Source organism: Ornithinimicrobium ciconiae, from assembly GCF_007197575.1.
GTDB lineage: Bacteria > Actinomycetota > Actinomycetes > Actinomycetales > Dermatophilaceae > Ornithinicoccus > Ornithinicoccus ciconiae.
Map to the genome: position 1 here is coordinate 1,095,608 of NZ_CP041616.1, position 19,647 is coordinate 1,115,254.

At 67.4% G+C, this 19,647-nt stretch carries 14 protein-coding genes; 13 read left to right on the forward strand and 1 reads right to left on the reverse strand.

All coding sequences use genetic code 11. The features are described from left to right. Positions 1 to 98: 98 nt before the first annotated feature. From rplA to FNH13_RS05000, 3 genes are all read left to right on the forward strand, one after another. Positions 99 to 809: a 50S ribosomal protein L1 gene (rplA, locus tag FNH13_RS04990; RefSeq protein WP_143782455.1), complete on the forward strand. Its 711-nt coding sequence runs from the start codon at positions 99 to 101 to the stop codon at positions 807 to 809. 761 nt (positions 810 to 1,570) lie between these two features. Beyond that, positions 1,571 to 2,125: a hypothetical protein gene (locus FNH13_RS19460; protein ID WP_228266595.1), complete on the forward strand. Its 555-nt coding sequence runs from the start codon at positions 1,571 to 1,573 to the stop codon at positions 2,123 to 2,125. A 480-nt stretch (positions 2,126 to 2,605) separates the two neighbouring features. Then, a complete protein-coding gene (locus FNH13_RS05000) occupies positions 2,606 to 3,616 on the forward strand; it encodes a GTP pyrophosphokinase (protein WP_321169217.1) in 1,011 nt (336 codons plus the stop codon). A 30-nt stretch (positions 3,617 to 3,646) separates the two neighbouring features. Here the strand turns inward: FNH13_RS05000 and FNH13_RS05005 are convergent, their stop codons facing one another. Beyond that, complete coding sequence (locus tag FNH13_RS05005) at positions 3,647 to 4,378, reverse strand: esterase family protein (RefSeq protein ID WP_143782458.1); 732 nt, start codon at positions 4,376 to 4,378, stop codon at positions 3,647 to 3,649. 103 nt (positions 4,379 to 4,481) lie between these two features. Between FNH13_RS05005 and FNH13_RS05010 the strand changes: the two genes are divergently transcribed. The 10 genes from FNH13_RS05010 to fusA all read left to right on the forward strand — a co-directional run bounded on the left by FNH13_RS05010 (position 4,482) and on the right by fusA (position 19,590). Further along, positions 4,482 to 5,111, forward strand: a complete 630-nt coding sequence (locus FNH13_RS05010; protein WP_143782459.1) for a VOC family protein — start codon at positions 4,482 to 4,484, stop codon at positions 5,109 to 5,111. Further along, positions 5,108 to 6,046: a hypothetical protein gene (locus tag FNH13_RS05015; protein ID WP_143782460.1), complete on the forward strand. Its 939-nt coding sequence runs from the start codon at positions 5,108 to 5,110 to the stop codon at positions 6,044 to 6,046. The genes FNH13_RS05010 and FNH13_RS05015 overlap by 4 nt, the downstream gene beginning before the upstream one ends. A 249-nt stretch (positions 6,047 to 6,295) precedes the next feature. Further along, positions 6,296 to 6,955, forward strand: a complete 660-nt coding sequence (gene rplJ, locus FNH13_RS05020; protein WP_143782461.1) for a 50S ribosomal protein L10 — start codon at positions 6,296 to 6,298, stop codon at positions 6,953 to 6,955. Positions 6,956 to 7,028: 73 nt separating this feature from the next. Beyond that, on the forward strand, positions 7,029 to 7,418 hold the full coding sequence (rplL, locus tag FNH13_RS05025; protein ID WP_143782462.1) for a 50S ribosomal protein L7/L12: 390 nt from the start codon (positions 7,029 to 7,031) through the stop codon (positions 7,416 to 7,418). 408 nt (positions 7,419 to 7,826) lie between these two features. Further along, a complete protein-coding gene (gene rpoB / locus FNH13_RS05030; RefSeq protein ID WP_143782463.1) occupies positions 7,827 to 11,312 on the forward strand; it encodes a DNA-directed RNA polymerase subunit beta in 3,486 nt (1,161 codons plus the stop codon). Between the two features lie 170 nt (positions 11,313 to 11,482). Next, the gene (locus FNH13_RS05035; RefSeq protein ID WP_143782464.1) at positions 11,483 to 15,379 is read left to right on the forward strand and encodes a DNA-directed RNA polymerase subunit beta'; all 3,897 of its coding nucleotides are present in this window, start codon (positions 11,483 to 11,485) and stop codon (positions 15,377 to 15,379) included. Between the two features lie 190 nt (positions 15,380 to 15,569). Further along, positions 15,570 to 16,289, forward strand: coding sequence for a GNAT family N-acetyltransferase (locus FNH13_RS05040; protein ID WP_143782465.1), 720 nt, complete (start codon positions 15,570 to 15,572; stop codon positions 16,287 to 16,289). 295 nt (positions 16,290 to 16,584) lie between these two features. Beyond that, positions 16,585 to 16,959: a 30S ribosomal protein S12 gene (gene rpsL / locus FNH13_RS05045; protein ID WP_143782466.1), complete on the forward strand. Its 375-nt coding sequence runs from the start codon at positions 16,585 to 16,587 to the stop codon at positions 16,957 to 16,959. After that, positions 16,959 to 17,429 (forward strand): 30S ribosomal protein S7, encoded by a 471-nt coding sequence (gene rpsG / locus FNH13_RS05050; RefSeq protein ID WP_143782467.1) that lies wholly within the window; start codon positions 16,959 to 16,961, stop codon positions 17,427 to 17,429. The genes rpsL and rpsG overlap by 1 nt, the downstream gene beginning before the upstream one ends. 58 nt (positions 17,430 to 17,487) lie before the next feature. Further along, positions 17,488 to 19,590, forward strand: coding sequence for an elongation factor G (gene fusA / locus FNH13_RS05055; RefSeq protein WP_143782468.1), 2,103 nt, complete (start codon positions 17,488 to 17,490; stop codon positions 19,588 to 19,590). Positions 19,591 to 19,647: the final 57 nt, after the last annotated feature.

Genomic DNA, 19,647 nt, shown 5'->3' on the forward strand with positions numbered 1-19,647 from the left:
GTCGCCCGCTCAGGTAGCGCGCGGCATACCGGATCCCGTGGCAGGACCAGCGCTGGTCCGCAGACCACAACTCCACCACTGCACACAGAGGAGCAGAAATGAAGCGCAGCAAGGCTTACACCGCCGCCGCCGAGAAGATCGAGGACGGCAAGTTCTACACCCCCGTCGAGGCCATCGCCCTGGCCAAGGAGACCTCGACCACCAAGTACGACGCGACCGTTGAGGTCTCCCTGCGGCTGGGCGTCGACCCGCGCAAGGCCGACCAGTTGGTCCGTGGCACCGTCAACCTGCCCAACGGCACCGGCAAGACCGCCCGCGTCCTCGTCTTCGCCAATGGCGACAAGGCTGACGCCGCTCGCGAGGCCGGCGCGGACTACGTCGGCTCCGACGAGCTGCTCGAGAAGGTGGCCGGTGGGTGGCTCGACTTCGACGCCGTCGTCGCAACCCCGGACCTGATGGGCAAGGTCGGTCGCCTCGGCAAGGTGCTCGGTCCCCGTGGTCTGATGCCGAACCCGAAGACCGGCACCGTGACGATGGACACCGCCAAGGCGGTCACCGACATCAAGGGCGGCAAGATCGAGTTCCGCGTCGACAAGCACGCCAACCTGCACTTCATTATCGGCAAGACCTCGTTCGACGCCGACAAGCTTGCGCAGAACTATGGCGCAGCCATCGACGAGGTGCTGCGGCTGAAGCCGTCCTCCTCCAAGGGCCGCTACGTCACCAAGGCGACCATGAGCACCACGATGGGCCCGGGCATCCCGCTCGACCCCTCGCGCGTCTCCGGCGTCGCTGCTGCGGCGGAGTGACCCACGGTTGACCCGTTCGACGGGCCCGGTGAGCAGGTGCTCACCGGGCCCGTCGTTTTGCGTCCGGGTGGTGATCTGGCGTGCTTTGACCGCTGTCAGTTCGGTGACTCATGTCGCGATGTCCCTGCAGCACCGCTGCAGTTCGGTCCCCATGTCCTGCGTGAAATTCTGCAGAACCGCTGGCAGTTCGGCGGGTGACGCCCCTGCAGGGTCGAGAGTCCGCAGGTCAGCGAGTTAGCGACTCCCGGGCCGAACTGAACTGCCAGCCCGTGTGCATCGTCGGGGCCTGAGCGCCGCAGCGGCCGTCGTGCCTGACGGCCGCGCCCTGCGTGCCTGAGGTGGGTGACGGCTGCGCCCTGCGTGAAATCTGCAGAACCGCTGGCAGTTCGACGGGTGACGTCGCTGCAGAGCTGAGAGTCCGCAGGTCAGCGAGTCAGCGACTCCCGGGCCGGACTGAACTGCCAGCCCGTTTGCATCGTCTGAGCGCGGCGGCCGTCTGTATCGCCTGAGCGCGGCGGCCGTCTGCATCGCCTGAGCGCGGCAGCCGTCTGCATCGCCTGAGCTCCGCGCTCGGAAGCGCGCGCCGCGCTCGGACACCTGCGGGCCGCGCACTGGCACGCGCCCGAGACCATGGCTGTGGATAACTTGCCGGCCGCATCGAGTCGGGACGACAGGCTGGACGCCATGCAAGAACCAGACCCGGTGGTCCTCGCCCTGGCCAGTTCGGTGGAGCGGCGACGCACGCACAGTTGCTCACGCTCGTGTCGCGTCACCAGCTTCAGCGAGCCCTGGCTGAGGCGCGCGCCGTGCGTGCCGCTCATGGCCGCTACTGTCTGCCCAACCTCGACCAGGCGATGATGGCGGCGGTGCGGCTGAATGGGGTCATCGGCCACCGCAGCGCGGCTCTGGCTCACGGTTGGGAGCTTCGGCGGCCACCGCCTGAACCCGAGATCATCGTGCCCAGGCACCGAGACATCCTCCAGGCGAAGAGGCAGGGAGTGGCTGTGCGCTGGCGCGCAGTGAGCGCCGCCGAGCTGGAGGCCCGTGTCACACCCCCGCTGCGCACCGTGCTCGACGTTGCGCGCGACCTCCCGCTCGAGGAGGCACTGCCCATTGCGGACTCGGCTCGGCGGGCTGGTGCGATCAGCCCGCGGGAGATGCGCGGGGCCATCGCGGGGCTGCCCCGAACCGGCCGGTCGAGGGCGGAAACTGTCCTGCTCAACGCCTCGGCCGCGCCGGCGAATGCCTTCGAGTCAACCCTGCGAGCGCACTGCATCGAGGCGGTCGGCCCACTCATGGTGCCGCAGGTGTCCTGAGATTCACCTGGGATCAAGTGATGTTCTCTCGGGAATGGGTTATCCAGGTCGTGCGCCGGGCGGTAGCGATGCAGCGTGCCAAGGGTTTCACCGCCTGACCACGCGCCGGCACAGCCGCCACCTGGTCAGGCGCCTGCATAACTGCTGGCAGTTCGTGGGACCGGTCGCCACTGCGGACCGTTGACCTGCAGGGATGTCGGTCCCAACGAGTTCTACGGTCGAACTGCCAGTGGGTTTGCACGTACGGGTGCGGGAGGGGGCAGGCTTGGCGGGCGCGGTCCGGGGTGGGGCTTGGCGGGCGCGGTCCGGGGTGGGGCTTGGCGGGCGCGGTCCGGGGTGGGGCTTGGCGGGCGCGGTCCGGTGGGGTGGGGCGCGGTCCGGGGTGGGGCTCGGCGGGCGCGTGGCGAGGCCGGCTCGATGCGCAGAGGCGAGGTGGGCCTGGCGAGGGCAGGCGGGTGCCCGGTGCGGCAGGATGGGGACATGACGACCGTGGACCCGCAGGAATCCGATCGGGTCCGTGATGCCGTGCAGCAGTATGTCGCGCGCGTGCCGGAGCTGACCCGGGCCACGGACGGCTTCATCACGCTGGTGACATCCGCCCTGGACGACGCTGGCATCAACTATCTCGCGGTGACCGGGCGCACCAAGTCGGCCGAGAGCTTTGCCGGCAAGGCGGCTCGCCGGGGCGAGGGGAAGTTGCTCTATCCAGACCCGTTGAAGCAGATCACCGACCAGATCGGGCTGCGCGTGATCACCTATGTGCGCGACGACGTCGACGCGGTCGCTCAGTTGCTGGCGGGGGAGCTGACGGTCCTGGAGGACCGTGACATGGGGCAGGAGACCGCTGACCAGGGGCGGTGGGGCTACGTGAGCCGGCACCTGGTCGTGGCGGTCGATGCCAGTCGCACCCTCAGTGCCGAGCAGGCGATGCTGCGCACGTTCACCGCGTCCGTGCAGATCCGCACGGTGCTGCAGCACGCCTGGGCCGAGTTCGAGCATGACATCCGTTACAAGGGCACGATCCCCGAGGCCTACGCCCCTGATCTCAACCGACGCTTCACCCTGGCCGCGGGGCTGCTGGAGCTCGCTGACCAGGAGTTCTCGGCGATCCGCGACCGACTCCAGGAGACCCTGCCCGAGCAACCGGCACAGGAGCCGGACGTGGACGACCCGCGGCTCAGCGCCCAGGAACTGGCCAAGTTCCTGGCAGGGAAGTATCCCGACGCCGGCTGGTCGCGCACCGAGCACTACACGTGGATCTCCGGATTGCTGCTCGAGCTCGGCATCACCTCACTCGATGAGTTGGCCCATGCGCTGGCTGCGTCGGACGGTGAGGCCATCACGGCTCGTATGGGATACCGCTATCCGCCCGCGGCGGTGCGACGCCTTGATGACGCGCTGCTGTCGGTCTATGGCAAGGACTATGTCGCTCTGCACGGCAACGGCCACCGCGTCGAGCAGCTGATGGAGCGGCTGTCGAAGCTGGAGTGACCACAGTGACGCGCATCACGTGGGCGGAGGTCAACCCAGCAGTTCGCGCAGGTACTGCGGCAGCATCGCCCACCAGGTCGGCCACTCGTGCTCATAGTCCGGGCCCCAGTCATCCACCCGGTTCGGAATTCCCTTGGCGCCCAGCGCTTTTGCCATGTCCCAGGACTCCTCGATGTTCTCCCAGGCGCCGGTGCCGGACGCGAGCATCACGAAGCGTTGCCGCAGCAGGTCCAGGGCCGGTCCCTCCAGCCCGGGCAGGAAGCGGCGCGGCGTGGCGAAGTACAGGTCGTCGGTGACGCCACCGACGAAGCGCTCCACGTCATACGTCCCGGACATCCCGATCGCGGCACCGAACAGGTGGGGGAAGCGGCAGATCAGCGCGACCGAGTTGAACGCGCCGATCGACGCGCCGGCCACGATCGCGAGCTTGGTGCCGCCGTCGGCGTGCATGGCCGGCACCACCTCGTGGGCGACGGCGCGGTGGAACTGGTTGAGCAGCCAGTTGCGGTACTCCACCGTCCCGGTCGAGTGGGTCATCGCCTTCCCCGCCACGCTGTCGCACGAGTAGACCGTGATCGTCCCGGACTCGATGAGATGACCCAGCTTGGTGATCAGGTGGTGCCGCTCGACCTCCTCGGCATCACCGCCCGCCGTGGGCAACACCAGCACCGGGGTGCCGGATGCGGCGCCGGAGCGTCCCCAGCGGGCCAGGGTGATTTCTTGCTCCATGCGCGGGGACAGCCACCGCTCGACAGCCTTCATGCACCAGTGCTACCGCGTCGCGACGCATTGCGCCACCGCGCCACTCCGTGGTGGGCTGGACCTTTCGTGACCGCAGCACGGCGAGTGGACGAAGGGCAGGGCGATGAGAGCACAGATCGACCACGTCATCCTGGGTGGGCCGGACCTCAGCGAGCTGGAGGAGTATGCCGAGAGTCACCTCGGCGTGACGCCTCAACCAGGCGGAGCTCACCCCGGCCTGGGGACGCGCAACTCGCTCGTGGGGCTCGGTGGGCGGCGCTACCTGGAGCTGGTCGCACCCGACCCCGACCAACCCGACCCGGGGCGGCCGCGACCGTTCCGGGTGGACGAGCTGCGCGAGCCGACCCCGGTGGGCTGGGCGCTGCAAGCGTCGGGGCTGGACGATCAGGTGGCGCACGCCCGGGGGCGAGGAGTCGACCCCGGTGATCCCCGCGCCATGAGCCGACACACACCGGACGGCACGGAGCTGTCGTGGCAGCTGACCTCGGTGGACACCGACATGCAGGGGATGGTGCCCTTCCTGATCGACTGGGGCGACACGGCGCACCCCAGCGTGGGTCTGCCCGCGGTGAAACTGGTGTCCGTCCGGTTCCGGCACCCGGAAGTGGCTCGGCTGCGCAGCACGCTCGAGGCGCTCCAGGCTCCCCGTGGCCCGATCCAGCTCCGCGTGGGTGAGCCCTCCCGTATGTCCCTGGTCATCGACACCGGGGACCAGGAGGTCATCCTGGGGTGAGACAGCTGTCGTCGCGGGTCATCCTCGCCCTCGCGGTGCTGCTCCTGGCCGCCTGCTCGACCGCTGGACCGACCTCCGACGGCGAGACGAACAGTGCGGCCCCAGCGTGGTCGTCGTCGGAACCGGGTGCGTCTGCGCGCCAGCTCGTCGGCGTGCAGGCCAGCGTCTACCAGAGCCGGCTCGACGTCGTGGCCGGTCAGCTCGAGGTGCAGCTCACGAACGGGTCGGACACCGGCTTCACCGTCCTCGGGCTGAGTCTGGAGTCGAGTGGCTTCGAGTCGCCGATGACCAGCCAGCTCAGCAACATCAGCATCGGATCCGGCCGGGTCGTCGACCTCCCCGTCCTGCTCGGCCCTGCCGTCTGCACCGGTGGGCGGCTCGAGCACACGGTCCGTCTGGACTATGTGCTCGACGACGGACAGGTCGGCACGCTCACCGTCCCGGCGGACGACCAAGGCGGCCGGATCGTCGACCTGCACGACGCGGAGTGCTTCGAGCAGGAGGTCAACGACCTCGCGACGCTGTCCATCACCGGGCTCCCCGAGGTGCGGACACTGGGGGAGGCTCTCGTCGCGGACCTCGTGGTCGAGGTGACTCCCGGTGGTGGTCCGGGCGTGCTGGAGCTCGTCCGGGTCCGCAACACCACCCTCCTCCAGCTGATCGATCCGGACACAGGAGAGCGCCGACCGGAGGGACGCCAGCTTGACCTCATGCTCCCGGACGCGATCAGGGGCGAGGCTGCGCCGCACTCCGTTGTCCTCACGGTGGTGCCCGCCCGGTGCGACGCCCACGCGGTGGCCGAGGACAAGCAGGGCACCCGCTTCCGGTTTGACGTCGAGCTGGACGGGCGCGAGGGTACCGTCGGGGTGTCCGCACCCCGCGAGGTCACGGTGGAGCTCTACGACTTCGTGCAGCGGGCCTGCCAGGAGGCGTGAGCGGGGCGGGACGTGCGGGATTTGTCCCGGCGCACACTGGGCCGGTACAGTTCGTGCATACCCAATGACCGCCGGTTGTCGGCGTGCCCGCGAGGGCATCCGACCGAAGGCTCCGCACGATGCGGGCGACCTGCGCAGGTGACCTGAGCTTGACGGCATACCACTGCCGTTCTTCGAGCCCCGTGCGCCTGCGCCGGGGCTCTTGTCGTCGGACCGGGAGGGTGCCGGCACCACGATGAAGGAGGCCCCATGGCGACTGCTGCGAAGGCTGCTGCCATTGCCGAGTTGACGGATCACTTCCGCAACTCGGGTGCGGCCGTGCTCACCGAGTACCGCGGTCTGACCGTGGCGCAGCTCACCGAGCTGCGCAACTCGATCCGCGAGCACGCGACCTATGCCGTGGTGAAGAACACGCTCACCAAGCTTGCTGCGACCGAGGCCGGCGTGACCGACCTCGAGGAGCACCTGCAGGGTCCCACCGCAATCGCCTTTGTCACCGGTGACCCGGTCGAGGCGGCCAAGGGCCTGCGTGACTTTGCCAAGGCCAACCCTGCCCTGGTGATCAAGGCTGGTGTGCTCGACGGCAAGCCGTTGAGCCCCGAGGAGATCACCAAGCTCGCCGACCTGGAGTCGCGCGAGGTCCTGCTGGCCAAGTTGGCCGGGGCGATGAATGCCTCGCTGACGAACGCCGTCTACCTGTTCGCCGCGCCGCTGTCCCAGACCGCGCGCGTCGTCGAGGCGCTGCGCGCCAAGGTCGAGCAGGAGGGCCCGGCGGTGGACACCGCCGCCCCGTCCGAGACCGCGGAGGCTCCGGCCGCTGCGGAGGAGGACGCCACCGAGTCCGCGGAGGCTCCGGCCGCTGCGGAGGAGGGCACCACCGACGTCGCCGAGGGTGGCGACGACAGCTGACGCGAGCCACCTGGCACGCGGAAGCACAATCCACACACAGCCACTCACGGCACCACTAGGAAGGAACGCCACCATGGCGAAGCTGAGCACCGAGGAGCTCCTGGAGAGCTTCAAGGAGATGACCCTGATCGAGCTCTCCGAGTTCGTGAAGCAGTTCGAGGAGACCTTCAACGTCACCGCCGCGGCCCCGGTCGCCGTTGCCGGTGCTGCCCCGGCCGCTGGCGGCGGCGACGCCGCTGCTGTCGAGGAGCAGAGCGAGTTCGACGTCGTTCTCGAGGCCGCTGGCGACAAGAAGATCCAGGTCATCAAGGAGGTCCGCTCGCTGACCTCCCTGGGTCTGAAGGAGGCCAAGGACCTCGTCGACGGCGCTCCGAAGCCGGTCCTGGAGAAGGTCGACAAGGAGTCCGCCGAGAAGGCCAAGGAGGCCCTCGAGGGCGCTGGCGCCACCGTCACCCTCACGTGACCCCCACCGGGTCGATGACCCGGTGACTGCCTGTCGAGCGGGCGGGACTGACCCCTGGTCGGTCCCGCCCGCTCTGCGTTGCAAGCTGGCTGGCCGTCATACAGTGCGCTCGGTTGGGGTGAATTTCTGACCACGAGACGAGCTCTTTCGGCGGGTCGGGCTTGACGAATCGCCCCCTGCCCAGGCACCATCGTGGCGATCAGCACGCACCGGCGTGGGCACCGCGAGGGGGAGCGGTTGGACCCGACCGGTGATTCGTGTATGCTATCTCTTTGCGCTGCCCTATCCCGTGCCGCACCCACCTGTTGCCGACCATCACGCACCGCCGCGTCTGGTCTGTCATCGGTGTGTTCACGGGCCTGGAGTGGCGGACCCGCTGATCATGTAAGGCCTGTGGAAGGACCATCCTTGGCTGCCTCGCGCACTGCGAAGACCACTGTGTCCACCGCTCGGACGGCATCTGGCCGCCTGAGCTTTGCCAAGATCCGGGAGCCCCTTGAGGTCCCGGATCTGTTGGCACTTCAGACGGAGAGCTTTGACTGGCTGCTCGGCAACGAGCATTGGCAGGCTCGCGTCGCCGCCGCAAAGGAGGCCGGCAAGGACGACGTCCCAGACCGCTCCGGCCTCGAGGAGATCTTCGAGGAGATCTCCCCGATCGAGGACTTCTCCGGCTCCATGTCCCTGTCGTTCCGGGACCACCGCTTCGAGGAGCAGAAGTACTCCATCGACGAGTGCAAGGAGCGGGATATGACCTACTCCGCCCCGCTCTTCGTCACCGCCGAGTTCATCAACAACACCACCGGTGAGATCAAGTCCCAGACGGTCTTTATGGGCGACTTCCCGCTGATGACCGACCGCGGCACGTTCATCATCAACGGCACCGAGCGTGTCGTGGTGTCCCAGCTCGTGCGCAGCCCCGGTGTCTACTTCGAGCGCACGCTCGACAAGACGGCAGACAAGGACATCTACTCCACCAAGGTCATCCCGAGCCGGGGTGCGTGGCTGGAGTTCGAGATCGACAAGCGCGACATGGTCGGTGTGCGTGTCGACCGCAAGCGCAAGCAGTCCGTGACGGTGCTGCTGAAGGCCCTGGGCTGGACCGAGGCCCAGATCCTGGAGGAGTTCGGCGAGTACGAGTCGATGCGCGCCACCCTGGAGAAGGACCACACGGCCGACCAGGACGAGGCGCTGCTCGACATCTACCGCAAGCTGCGTCCGGGCGAGCCGCCGACCAAGGAGGCTGCCCAGACCCTGCTGGACAACCTCTACTTCAACCCCAAGCGTTACGACCTGGCCAAGGTCGGTCGTTACAAGATCAACAAGAAGCTGGGTGTCGAGGCTCCGCTGAGCGAGTCCGTGCTGGGCGTCGACGACATCGTCGCGACCATCAAGTACATCGTCGCGCTGCACGCCGGCGAGGAGACCCTCCCGGTCACCCGCAACGGTGAGACCGGGGAGCTGCGCGTCGAGGTCGACGACATCGACCACTTCGGCAACCGTCGTCTCCGCTCCGTCGGCGAGCTGATCCAGAACCAGGTCCGCACCGGGCTGTCCCGGATGGAGCGCGTCGTCCGAGAGCGGATGACCACCCAGGACGTCGAGGCCATCACGCCACAGACGCTGATCAACATCCGGCCGGTCGTCGCCTCCATCAAGGAGTTCTTCGGCACCAGCCAGCTGTCCCAGTTCATGGACCAGAACAACCCGCTGTCGGGCCTGACCCACAAGCGTCGCCTGTCGGCGCTGGGCCCCGGCGGTCTGTCCCGTGACCGCGCCGGCATGGAGGTCCGCGACGTCCACCCGTCGCACTACGGCCGGATGTGCCCCATCGAGACCCCTGAGGGACCGAACATCGGTCTGATCGGTTCGCTGGCCTCCTACGGCCGGATCAACCCGTTCGGCTTCGTGGAGACCCCCTACCGCAAGGTGATCAACGGTCGCGTCACCGACGACGTCGAGTACCTCTCGGCGGACGTGGAGGACCACTTCGTCATCGCGCAGGCCAACGCCGAGCTCAATGAGGACGGCACCTTCGCCGAGGAGCGGATCCTGGTCCGCACCAAGGGCGGGGAGGCCACCGACGTCCCGGCCAGCGACGTGGACTACATGGACGTCTCCGCACGCCAGATGGTGTCCGCGGCGACCGCCATGATCCCGTTCCTGGAGCACGACGACGCCAACCGTGCCCTGATGGGTGCCAACATGCAGCGTCAGGCCGTGCCGCTGGTCCAGGCCGAGGCGCCGCTGGTCGGCACCGGCATGGAGCACCGTGCCGCCCTGGACTCAGGTGACGTGGTGCGTGCCACCAAGGCAGGTGTGGTCCAGGAGGTCTCGGCCGACCTGGTCACCGTGGCGCACGACGACGGCAGTTACCAGTCCTACAAGATCGCCAAGTTCACCCGGTCCAACCAGGGCAACTGCTACAACCAGCAGGTCAAGGTCAACACCGGTGACCGTGTCGAGGCCGGAGACCTGCTGGCCGACGGTCCCGCGACCGACGGCGGCGAGATGGCACTGGGTCGCAACCTGCTCGTGGCTTTCATGCCGTGGGAGGGTCACAACTACGAGGACGCGATCATCCTCTCCCAGCGTCTCGTGCAGGACGATGTCCTCTCCTCGATCCACATCGAGGAGCACGAGATCGACGCCCGCGACACCAAGCTGGGTCCGGAGGAGATCACCCGGGACATCCCGAACGTCTCCGACGAGGTGCTGGCTGACCTGGACGAGCGCGGCATCATCCGCATCGGCGCCGAGGTCCGCGACGGCGACCTGCTGGTCGGCAAGGTCACGCCCAAGGGTGAGACCGAGCTGACCCCGGAGGAGCGCCTGCTGCGCGCCATCTTCGGCGAGAAGGCGCGCGAGGTGCGCGACACCTCGATGAAGGTCCCGCACGGCGAGACCGGCACCGTCATCGGTGTCAAGGTCTTCGACCGCGAGGAGGGCGACGAGCTTCCCCCCGGCGTCAACCAACTGGTCCGCGTCTACGTGGCCAACAAGCGCAAGATCACCGACGGTGACAAGCTTGCCGGCCGCCACGGCAACAAGGGCGTCATCTCCAAGATCCTGCCCGTGGAGGACATGCCCTTCATGGAGGACGGCACGCCGGTCGACGTGGTGCTCAACCCGCTGGGTGTCCCCGGCCGGATGAACGTTGGTCAGATCCTGGAACTGCACCTCGGCTGGGCCGCGGCGCAGGGCTGGGAAGTTGTGGGCAACCCGGAGTGGGCCAATGGCCTGCCCGAGGGCGCCCGCACGGCCGAGCCGCGCACCCGGGTGGCCAGCCCCGTCTTCGACGGTGCCTCTGAGGGCGAGATCACCGGTCTGCTCGAGTCGACCACGCCGTCGGCCTCCGGTGAGCGCCTCATCGGCGAGTCCGGCAAGGCCCGGCTGTTCGACGGTCGCTCCGGCGAGCCCTACCCGCAGCCGGTCTCCGTGGGCTACATGTACATCCTGAAGCTGCACCACCTCGTGGACGACAAGATCCACGCGCGGAGCACCGGGCCGTACTCGATGATCACCCAGCAGCCGCTGGGTGGTAAGGCCCAGTTCGGTGGCCAGCGCTTCGGCGAGATGGAGGTCTGGGCCCTGGAGGCCTACGGCGCCGCCTACGCCCTGCAGGAGCTGCTCACCATCAAGTCGGACGATGTCACCGGCCGCGTGAAGGTCTACGAGTCGATCGTCAAGGGCGAGAACGTCCCTGAGCCGGGCATCCCGGAGTCGTTCAAGGTGCTCATCAAGGAGATGCAGTCGCTCTGCCTGAACGTCGAGGTCCTGTCCTCCGACGGCACCCAGATCGACCTGCGCGAGTCCGACACCGAGGTCTTCCGCGCAGCGGAGGAGCTGGGCATCGACCTCTCGCGCCGCGAGCCCAGCAGCGTCGAAGAGGTATGACGGACGGCCGGCTCCGCGCTCACCCTCACGGGTGCGCGGGGCCGGCCCCGGCCATACGACCAGACGCGAGGCAGAACGTTACGAGTCGGCCACACCGGCTCCACGGCATACGCCATCTAGAACTGTAGTAAGACCTAACTGAGACCACCCAGTCTCACGAGAGGACCCACGTGCTCGACGTCAACTTCTTCGACGAGTTGCGGATTGGCCTGGCCACTGCGGAGGACATCCGCAAGTGGAGCCACGGCGAGGTCAAGAAGCCCGAAACCATCAACTACCGCACCCTCAAGCCGGAAAAGGACGGGCTCTTCTGCGAGAAGATCTTCGGTCCCACCCGGGACTGGGAGTGCTACTGCGGCAAGTACAAGCGTGTCCGCTTCAAGGGAATCATCTGTGAGCGCTGCGGCGTCGAGGTGACCCGCGCTGGCGTGCGTCGCGAGCGGATGGGGCACATCGAGCTCGCCGCCCCGGTGACGCACATCTGGTACTTCAAGGGTGTGCCGAGCCGCCTGGGCTACCTGCTGGACCTGGCGCCGAAGGACCTCGAGAAGGTCATCTACTTCGCGGCCTACATGATCACCCACGTCGACGAGGACCAGCGGCACAAGGACCTGCCCTCGCTCGAGGCGGAGATCGACAGCGAGCGCAAGGTGCTCGAGAACCGTCGTGACGCTGACGTCGAGGCCCGCGCCAAGAAGCTCGAGGCCGACCTGGCCGAGCTGGAGGCCGAGGGTGCCAAGGCCGACGCACGCCGCAAGGTGCGCGACGGTGCCGAGCGCGAGATGAACCAGATCCGTCGTCGTGCCGACCAGCAGGTCGAGCGCCTCGACCAGGTCTGGGACCGGTTCAAGAACCTCAAGGTCCAGGACCTCGAGGGCGACGAGATCCTCTACCGCGAGATGCGTGACCGGTTCGGTCAGTACTTCGAGGGTGGCATGGGTGCTGCGGCGCTGCAGAAGCGCCTGCAGAACTTTGACCTCGAGGCCGAGGTGGAGCTGCTCCGCGAGATCATCGCCACCGGCAAGGGACAGAAGAAGACTCGGGCCATCAAGCGGCTCAAGGTCGTGACCTCGTTCCTGACGACGGTGAACAACCCCGACGGCATGGTGCTGGACTGCGTGCCGGTCATCCCGCCGGACCTGCGTCCGATGGTGCAGCTGGACGGTGGCCGCTTCGCGACCTCCGACCTCAACGACCTCTACCGCCGCGTGATCAACCGCAACAACCGGCTCAAGCGACTGCTTGACCTGGGCGCCCCGGAGATCATCGTCAACAACGAGAAGCGGATGCTCCAGGAGGCCGTTGACTCGCTGTTCGACAACGGTCGTCGTGGCCGCGCCGTCACCGGCCCGGGCAACCGGCCGCTGAAGTCGCTGTCCGACATGCTCAAGGGCAAGCAGGGTCGCTTCCGTCAGAACCTGCTCGGCAAGCGTGTCGACTACTCCGGCCGTTCGGTCATCGTCGTCGGCCCGCAGTTGAAGCTGCACCAGTGTGGTCTGCCCAAGCAGATGGCGCTGGAGCTGTTCAAGCCGTTCGTGATGAAGCGCCTGGTCGACCTCGACCATGCTCAGAACATCAAGTCCGCCAAGCGGATGGTCGAGCGCGGCCGCTCCGTGGTGTGGGACGTGCTTGAGGAGGTCATCACCGACCACCCCGTGCTGCTGAACCGTGCACCCACGCTGCACCGCCTCGGCATCCAGGCCTTCGAGCCGCAGTTGGTCGAGGGCAAGGCCATCCAGATCCACCCGCTGGTCTGCACCGCGTTCAACGCAGACTTCGACGGTGACCAGATGGCCGTCCACCTGCCGCTGTCCGCAGAGGCGCAGGCCGAGGCCCGGATCTTGATGCTCTCGAGCAACAACATCCTGAAGCCGGCCGACGGCCGTCCCGTGACGATGCCGACCCAGGACATGGTCATCGGTCTGTTCCACCTGACGTCGGAGTCGTTCGACGCCCCGGCCGAGGAGACCGAGCTGCACTCGTTCATCTCGATCGCCGAGGCTCAGATGGCCTACGACGCCGGGAAGATCGAGATCGGCACGCCGATCCGGCTGCGCGTGCGGGACACCGCCGCCCCGCTGGGTCACGAGCTGCCCGAGGACGCCGAGGTGTCCGAGGACGGCATCGCCTCGGAGTTCCTGGTCGAGACCACGCTGGGTCGGGCGATCTTCAACATCTCCCTGCCGCCGAACTACCCGTTCGTCAACGACGTGGTCGACAAGAAGCGGCTGTCCGGGATCGTCAACGACCTCGCCGAGCGCTACACCAAGGTGCAGGTCGCGGCGTCGCTGGATTCGCTGAAGGACACCGGCTTCTATTGGGCGACCCGCTCGGGCACGACCGTGGCCATCTCCGATGTCATGACCCCGCCGCGCAAGGCGGAGATCCTGGACATCTATGACGCCAAGGCAGCCAAGGTCCAGACGCAGTATGAGCGTGGTCTGATCACCGACGACGAGCGCCGTCAGGAGCTCATCGAGATCTGGACCCAGGCGACCAATGAGGTGGCCAAGGAGCTCGAGACCACGATGCCCAAGGACAACACCATCTATCGGATGGTCACCTCGGGTGCACGAGGCAACTGGTTCCAGCTGCGTCAGATCGCCGGCATGCGTGGCCTGATGGCAAACCCGAAGGGCGAGATCATCCCGCGTCCGATCAAGTCCAACTTCCGTGAGGGCCTGTCGGTGCTGGAGTTCTTCATCTCCACGCACGGTGCCCGCAAGGGACTGGCCGACACCGCGCTGCGCACCGCCGACTCGGGTTATCTGACCCGTCGTCTGGTGGACGTCAGCCAGGACGTGATCATCCGTGAGGACGACTGTGGCACCGACCGCGGGTTCCTCATGCCGATCGCCGTCGACACCCTCAGCGGTGACCTGCGCGAGCACGACGACGTCGAGACCGCGGTCTATGCCCGCACCCTCGCCCAGGACGTGGAGCTCGACGGGCAGGTGCTGGCCGAGGCCGGCATCGACCTCGGTGACGTGGTCATCGACGCCCTGGTCGCCGCCGGCGTCAAGGACGTCAAGGTCCGCTCGGTGCTCACCTGTGAGTCGCTGGTCGGCACCTGCGCCAAGTGCTACGGCCGTTCGCTGGCCACCGGCAAGCTGGTCGACATCGGTGAGGCCGTCGGCATCATCGCGGCCCAGTCGATCGGTGAGCCCGGCACCCAGCTGACGATGCGCACCTTCCACACCGGTGGTGTGGCCGGTGACGACATCACGCAGGGTCTGCCGCGTGTCGTCGAGCTGTTCGAGGCCCGCACGCCCAAGGCGGTCGCTCCGATCGCCGAGGCGTCCGGCCGCGTCCAGATCGAGGACACCGACAAGTCCCGCCGGATTCTGCTGATCCCGGACGACGGTTCGGACGAGCACGCCTACCCGGTGACCAAGCGGCAGCGGCTGCTGGTCGCCGACGGCGAGCACGTCGAGGTCGGCCGTCAGCTCGTCCAGGGGGCGATCGACCCCAAGCAGGTCCTGCGCATCCTCGGTCCGCGTGCTGCCCAGCAGCACCTGGTGGACGAGGTCCAGGCGGTCTACCGCCAGCAGGGTGTGTCGATCCACGACAAGCACATCGAGGTCATCGTGCGGCAGATGCTGCGGCGCATCACGGTCATCGAGGCCGGCGACGCGCAGCTGCTGCCGGGTGAGCTGGTCGAGCGCGGTCGGTTCGAGACCGAGAACCGTCGCGTCGTGTCCGAGTCCGGCAAGCCGGCCTCGGGTCGTCCCGAGCTGATGGGCATCACGAAGGCCTCGCTGGCCACCGACTCGTGGCTGTCCGCGGCATCCTTCCAGGAGACCACGCGGGTGCTCACGGAGGCGGCCATGCAGGCCAAGTCCGACCCGCTGCTGGGGCTGAAGGAGAACGTCATCCTCGGCAAGCTGATCCCGGCCGGCACAGGGCTGCCGCGCTACCGCAACCTCACCGTGGAGCCCACGGAGGAGGCCAAGGCAGCCGCCTACGCCGTGCCGGACTACGACCAGTTCGAGTACCCGGCCTTCGGTCCGGGCTCCGGCGAGGCCGTCCGCCTGGACGACCTGTCCGTCGGCGACGACCGCTACTGATCCACCGCACCACCGCCACAGGGGCGGGTATGCCGGACCTCACCGTCCGGCATACCCGCCCCTTGGTCGTGGGGCGTGCCGGAGCTCACTGTCCGGCATACCCGCGTCGTGGTCGTGGGGCCGAGCGGCAGGCTTGTGGGGTCGCCAGAGGGTGCGAGGCCGACCCACGAGCGTGCCAGACTGACCTGCCGTGAGCAGCACCACGCCGCTGGAGGTCGCCCGCGCCGTCGGAGCGGTGCGTGCCGCGTTGCCCCTGACCACACAGCGCTGCGTGCTCCGCGAGGTGGTGGCCGGTGACGAGGCTGCGCTGAGTGCCTACCGCAGCGACCCGGAGGTCACCAGGTTTCTCGGCCACCCGCCACTGGATGCCGCCGGGGTAGGGGAGTTGCTGGAGCGATGGCGCGGGGAGGCCGGGTCGGTCAGCCTCGTGGCGCAGCGGCTGAGCCCGGCGACGGGGGAGAACGACGCGGGGGAGAGCGGCACGGGGGAGAGCGGCGCGGGGGAAAGCGGCACGGTGCCGACCGGCAGTGTGGTGGGTGATGTCCGGATCCGCTTCAGACCGTCATCGGCGCTGTCGCCGGCCACGACGAGCGCCGTCGACGCGGCGCTGGGCTATGCCTTCCACCCTCGGGTGCACGGCCTGGGGCTGGCCACCGAGTGTGTCCGTGCGGTCCTGGACCTCACGCTCGGTGCCGCGGGGGCCCGTCGTGTGACAGCCCGGGTCTTTGCACCGGCGAGCCCGTCCACCAGGTTGTTGACCAGGCTCGGCTTCACCCGTGATGGTGTCGACCGTGCCGCGGTCCTGGCTCCGGACGGGGTGACCTGGTGGGACGACGAGCTGTGGAGCAGGTTCCCCGATGGTGGTTCGGTGCCCGAGACGCTGCGTCAGGCTCCTCAGAAGCAGCGCTGACGCTGATTTGGCGCAGGCCCCATGCGCCGGTATTCTTGAGGATTGTGTGTGTAGGTCCTGCCTGCACGCGTGCCGTCGGGCTAGGTCCTGGCGGCCAACCACCTCTCGCCGGGCAGCCCCGCTTGAGTCAACATACCTCCCATGCACAGTGGGCGGTGCTGTCGGCTCGGGGAAGTGCAGGGGAGAGCACCGTCGCGACACACCCGAGCTCGGGGGTGAAGCGCCGGCCAGACCAAGGAGCGTGACCCGTCAGGGACGACGGGGCGCGCAGACAACATCGACTGACGGAGAATCAGTGCCCACAATCAACCAGCTCGTCCGCAAGGGGCGCCAGGACAAGGCCAAGAAGGCCAACAGTCCTGCCCTGAAGGGGAACCCCCAGCGGCGCGGCGTCTGCACCCGCGTCTACACCACCACCCCGAAGAAGCCGAACTCTGCCCTGCGCAAGGTCGCTCGTGTGAAGCTGACCAGCGGCATCGAGGTCACGGCCTACATCCCAGGGGTCGGCCACAACCTGCAGGAGCACTCCATCGTCCTGGTCCGTGGTGGCCGTGTGAAGGACCTCCCGGGTGTGCGCTACAAGATCGTCCGCGGCTCGCTTGACACCCAGGGTGTCAAGGGTCGCAACCAGTCCCGCTCCCGTTACGGCGCGAAGAAGGAGAAGAAGTAATGCCTCGTAAGGGCCCCGCTCCCAAGCGTCCGCTGATCTCCGACCCCGTCTACGGGTCCACGCTGGTCACGCAGCTGGTCAACAAGATCCTGGTCGACGGCAAGAAGGCCGTCGCCGAGACCATCGTCTACGGCGCCATGGAGGGCGTCCGCGCCAAGACCGGCACGGACCCCGTGGCCACGCTGAAGCGTGCGCTGGACAACATCCGCCCGGCGCTGGAGGTCAAGAGCCGCCGCGTCGGTGGTGCGACCTACCAGGTGCCGATCGAGGTCAAGCCGGGTCGCTCCACCACGCTGGCCCTGCGCTGGCTGGTCGGCTACTCCCGTCAGCGTCGTGAGAAGACGATGACCGAGCGCCTGATGAACGAGATCCTGGACGCCAGCAACGGTCTGGGCGCCGCGGTGAAGCGCCGCGAGGACACCCACAAGATGGCCGAAGCCAACAAGGCCTTCGCGCACTACCGCTGGTGACGCTGGTCTTCCGACCGCGACCAGACGACATACGCATTCGAGCTAGAGAAGAGACACAGTGGCACAGGACGTCCTGACGGACCTGACGATGGTCCGCAACATCGGCATCATGGCTCACATCGATGCCGGCAAGACCACGACCACCGAGCGCATCCTGTTCTACACCGGTGTGAAGCACAAGATGGGCGAGACCCACGACGGTGCCTCGACGACCGACTGGATGGAGCAGGAGAAGGAGCGGGGGATCACCATCACCTCCGCGGCCGTGACCAGTTACTGGAAGGGCCACCAGATCAACCTGATCGACACGCCCGGTCACGTGGACTTCACCGTTGAGGTCGAGCGCAACCTGCGCGTCCTCGACGGAGCCGTCGCCGTCTTCGACGGCAAGGAGGGCGTGGAGCCGCAGTCCGAGACGGTCTGGCGCCAGGCTGACAAGTACGGCGTCCCGCGCATGTGCTTCATCAACAAGATGGACAAGATGGGCGCGGACTTCTACTACTCGGTGCAGACCATGGTGGACCGCCTCGGCGCGACCCCCCTGGTGATGCAGCTGCCGATCGGTGCTGAGTCCGACTTCGTCGGGGTCATCGACCTGGTCCGCATGAAGGCCCTGACCTGGCACGGTGAGACCGCGCTGGGCGAGGACTACGACGTGGAAGACATCCCGGCGGACCTGCAGGCCAAGGCGGACGAGTACCGTGCGCTGCTGGTCGAGAAGGTTGCTGAGGCTGACGACGAGCTGCTCGAGAAGTTCCTCGGTGGCGAGGAGCTGACCGAGGACGAGATCAAGGCGGGTGTGCGCAAGCTCACCCTGGCCAGCGAGGTCAACCCGGTCTTCTGTGGCACCGCCTTCAAGAACAAGGGCGTCCAGCCCCTGCTCGACGCGGTCATCGACTACCTGCCTAGCCCGATGGACGTCCGTCCCACCGAGGGCCACAAGCCCGGTGACGAGGAGACGGTGATCTACCGCAAGGCCGACACCACTGAGCCGTTCGCGGCCCTGGCCTTCAAGATCGCCACCCACCCGTTCTTCGGGACACTGACCTACATCCGGGTCTACTCCGGTGAGATCCGCGGTGGGCAGCCAGTCATGAACGCGACCAAGGGCAAGAAGGAGCGTCTGGGCAAGTTGTTCCAGATGCACGCCAACAAGGAGAACCCGGTCGACCACGCCTCCGCGGGTCACATCTATGCCGTGATCGGACTGAAGGACACCACCACCGGTGACACCCTGTGCGACATGAATGACCAGATCATCCTGGAGTCGATGACCTTCCCGGAGCCGGTCATTCACGTGGCCATCGAGCCCAAGACCAAGGGTGACCAGGAAAAGCTCGGCACCGCGATCCAGAAGTTGGCGCAGGAGGACCCCACCTTCACCGTCCGCCTCGACGACGAGACCGGCCAGACCATCATCGGTGGCATGGGCGAGCTCCACCTCGACATCCTGGTCGACCGCATGAAGCGGGAGTTCAAGGTCGAGGCCAACGTCGGTGCGCCGCAGGTGGCCTACCGCGAGACGATCCGTCGTTCCGTGGAGAAGTACGACTACACGCACAAGAAGCAGACGGGTGGCTCCGGTCAGTTCGCGAAGGTGCAGATGACCTTCGAGCCGATGGACACCACCGAGGGCGAGCTCTACTCCTTCGAGAACGCCGTCACCGGTGGTCGCATCCCGCGTGAGTACATCCCCAGTGTCGACCAGGGTATCCAGGAGGCCATGCAGCTCGGTGTCCTCGCGGGCTACCCGCTGGTGGGCATCAAGGCGACCCTGCTCGACGGTGCCTACCACGACGTCGACTCCTCGGAGATGGCGTTCAAGATTGCCGGCTCCATGGTCCTCAAGGAGGCAGTCCGCAAGGCGGACCCCGTCCTCCTCGAGCCCGTGATGGCCGTCGAGGTGCGCACGCCCGAGGACTACATGGGTGATGTGATTGGTGACCTGAACTCCCGCCGTGGCCAGATCCAGGCCATGGAGGACATCAGCGGAGCCAAGATCGTGCGCGCAGTGGTGCCGCTGTCAGAGATGTTCGGGTACGTTGGTGACCTTCGGTCCAAGACCCAGGGCCGCGCTAACTACACGATGCAGTTCGACTCCTATGCCGAGGTTCCCCGGAACGTCGCGGAGGAGATCATCAAGAAAATCCGTGGTGAGTGAGCAGTAGACTCCCCACCGGAGTTTTCGCACCACAACTTGCAAGTGTCGCCACATCAC

Bases quoted from the DNA above. Each gene is read 5' to 3' on its own strand.
- rplA (WP_143782455.1), top strand. From the start codon at position 99: ATGAAGCGCAGCAAGGCTTACACCGCCGCCGCCGAGAAGATCGAGGAC.
- FNH13_RS05000 (WP_321169217.1), top strand. From the start codon at position 2,606: ATGACGACCGTGGACCCGCAGGAATCCGATCGGGTCCGTGATGCCGTG.
- FNH13_RS05005 (WP_143782458.1), bottom strand. From the start codon at position 4,378: ATGAAGGCTGTCGAGCGGTGGCTGTCCCCGCGCATGGAGCAAGAAATC.
- FNH13_RS05010 (WP_143782459.1), top strand. From the start codon at position 4,482: ATGAGAGCACAGATCGACCACGTCATCCTGGGTGGGCCGGACCTCAGC.
- rplJ (WP_143782461.1), top strand. From the start codon at position 6,296: ATGGCGACTGCTGCGAAGGCTGCTGCCATTGCCGAGTTGACGGATCAC.
- rplL (WP_143782462.1), top strand. From the start codon at position 7,029: ATGGCGAAGCTGAGCACCGAGGAGCTCCTGGAGAGCTTCAAGGAGATG.
- rpsG (WP_143782467.1), top strand. From the start codon at position 16,959: ATGCCTCGTAAGGGCCCCGCTCCCAAGCGTCCGCTGATCTCCGACCCC.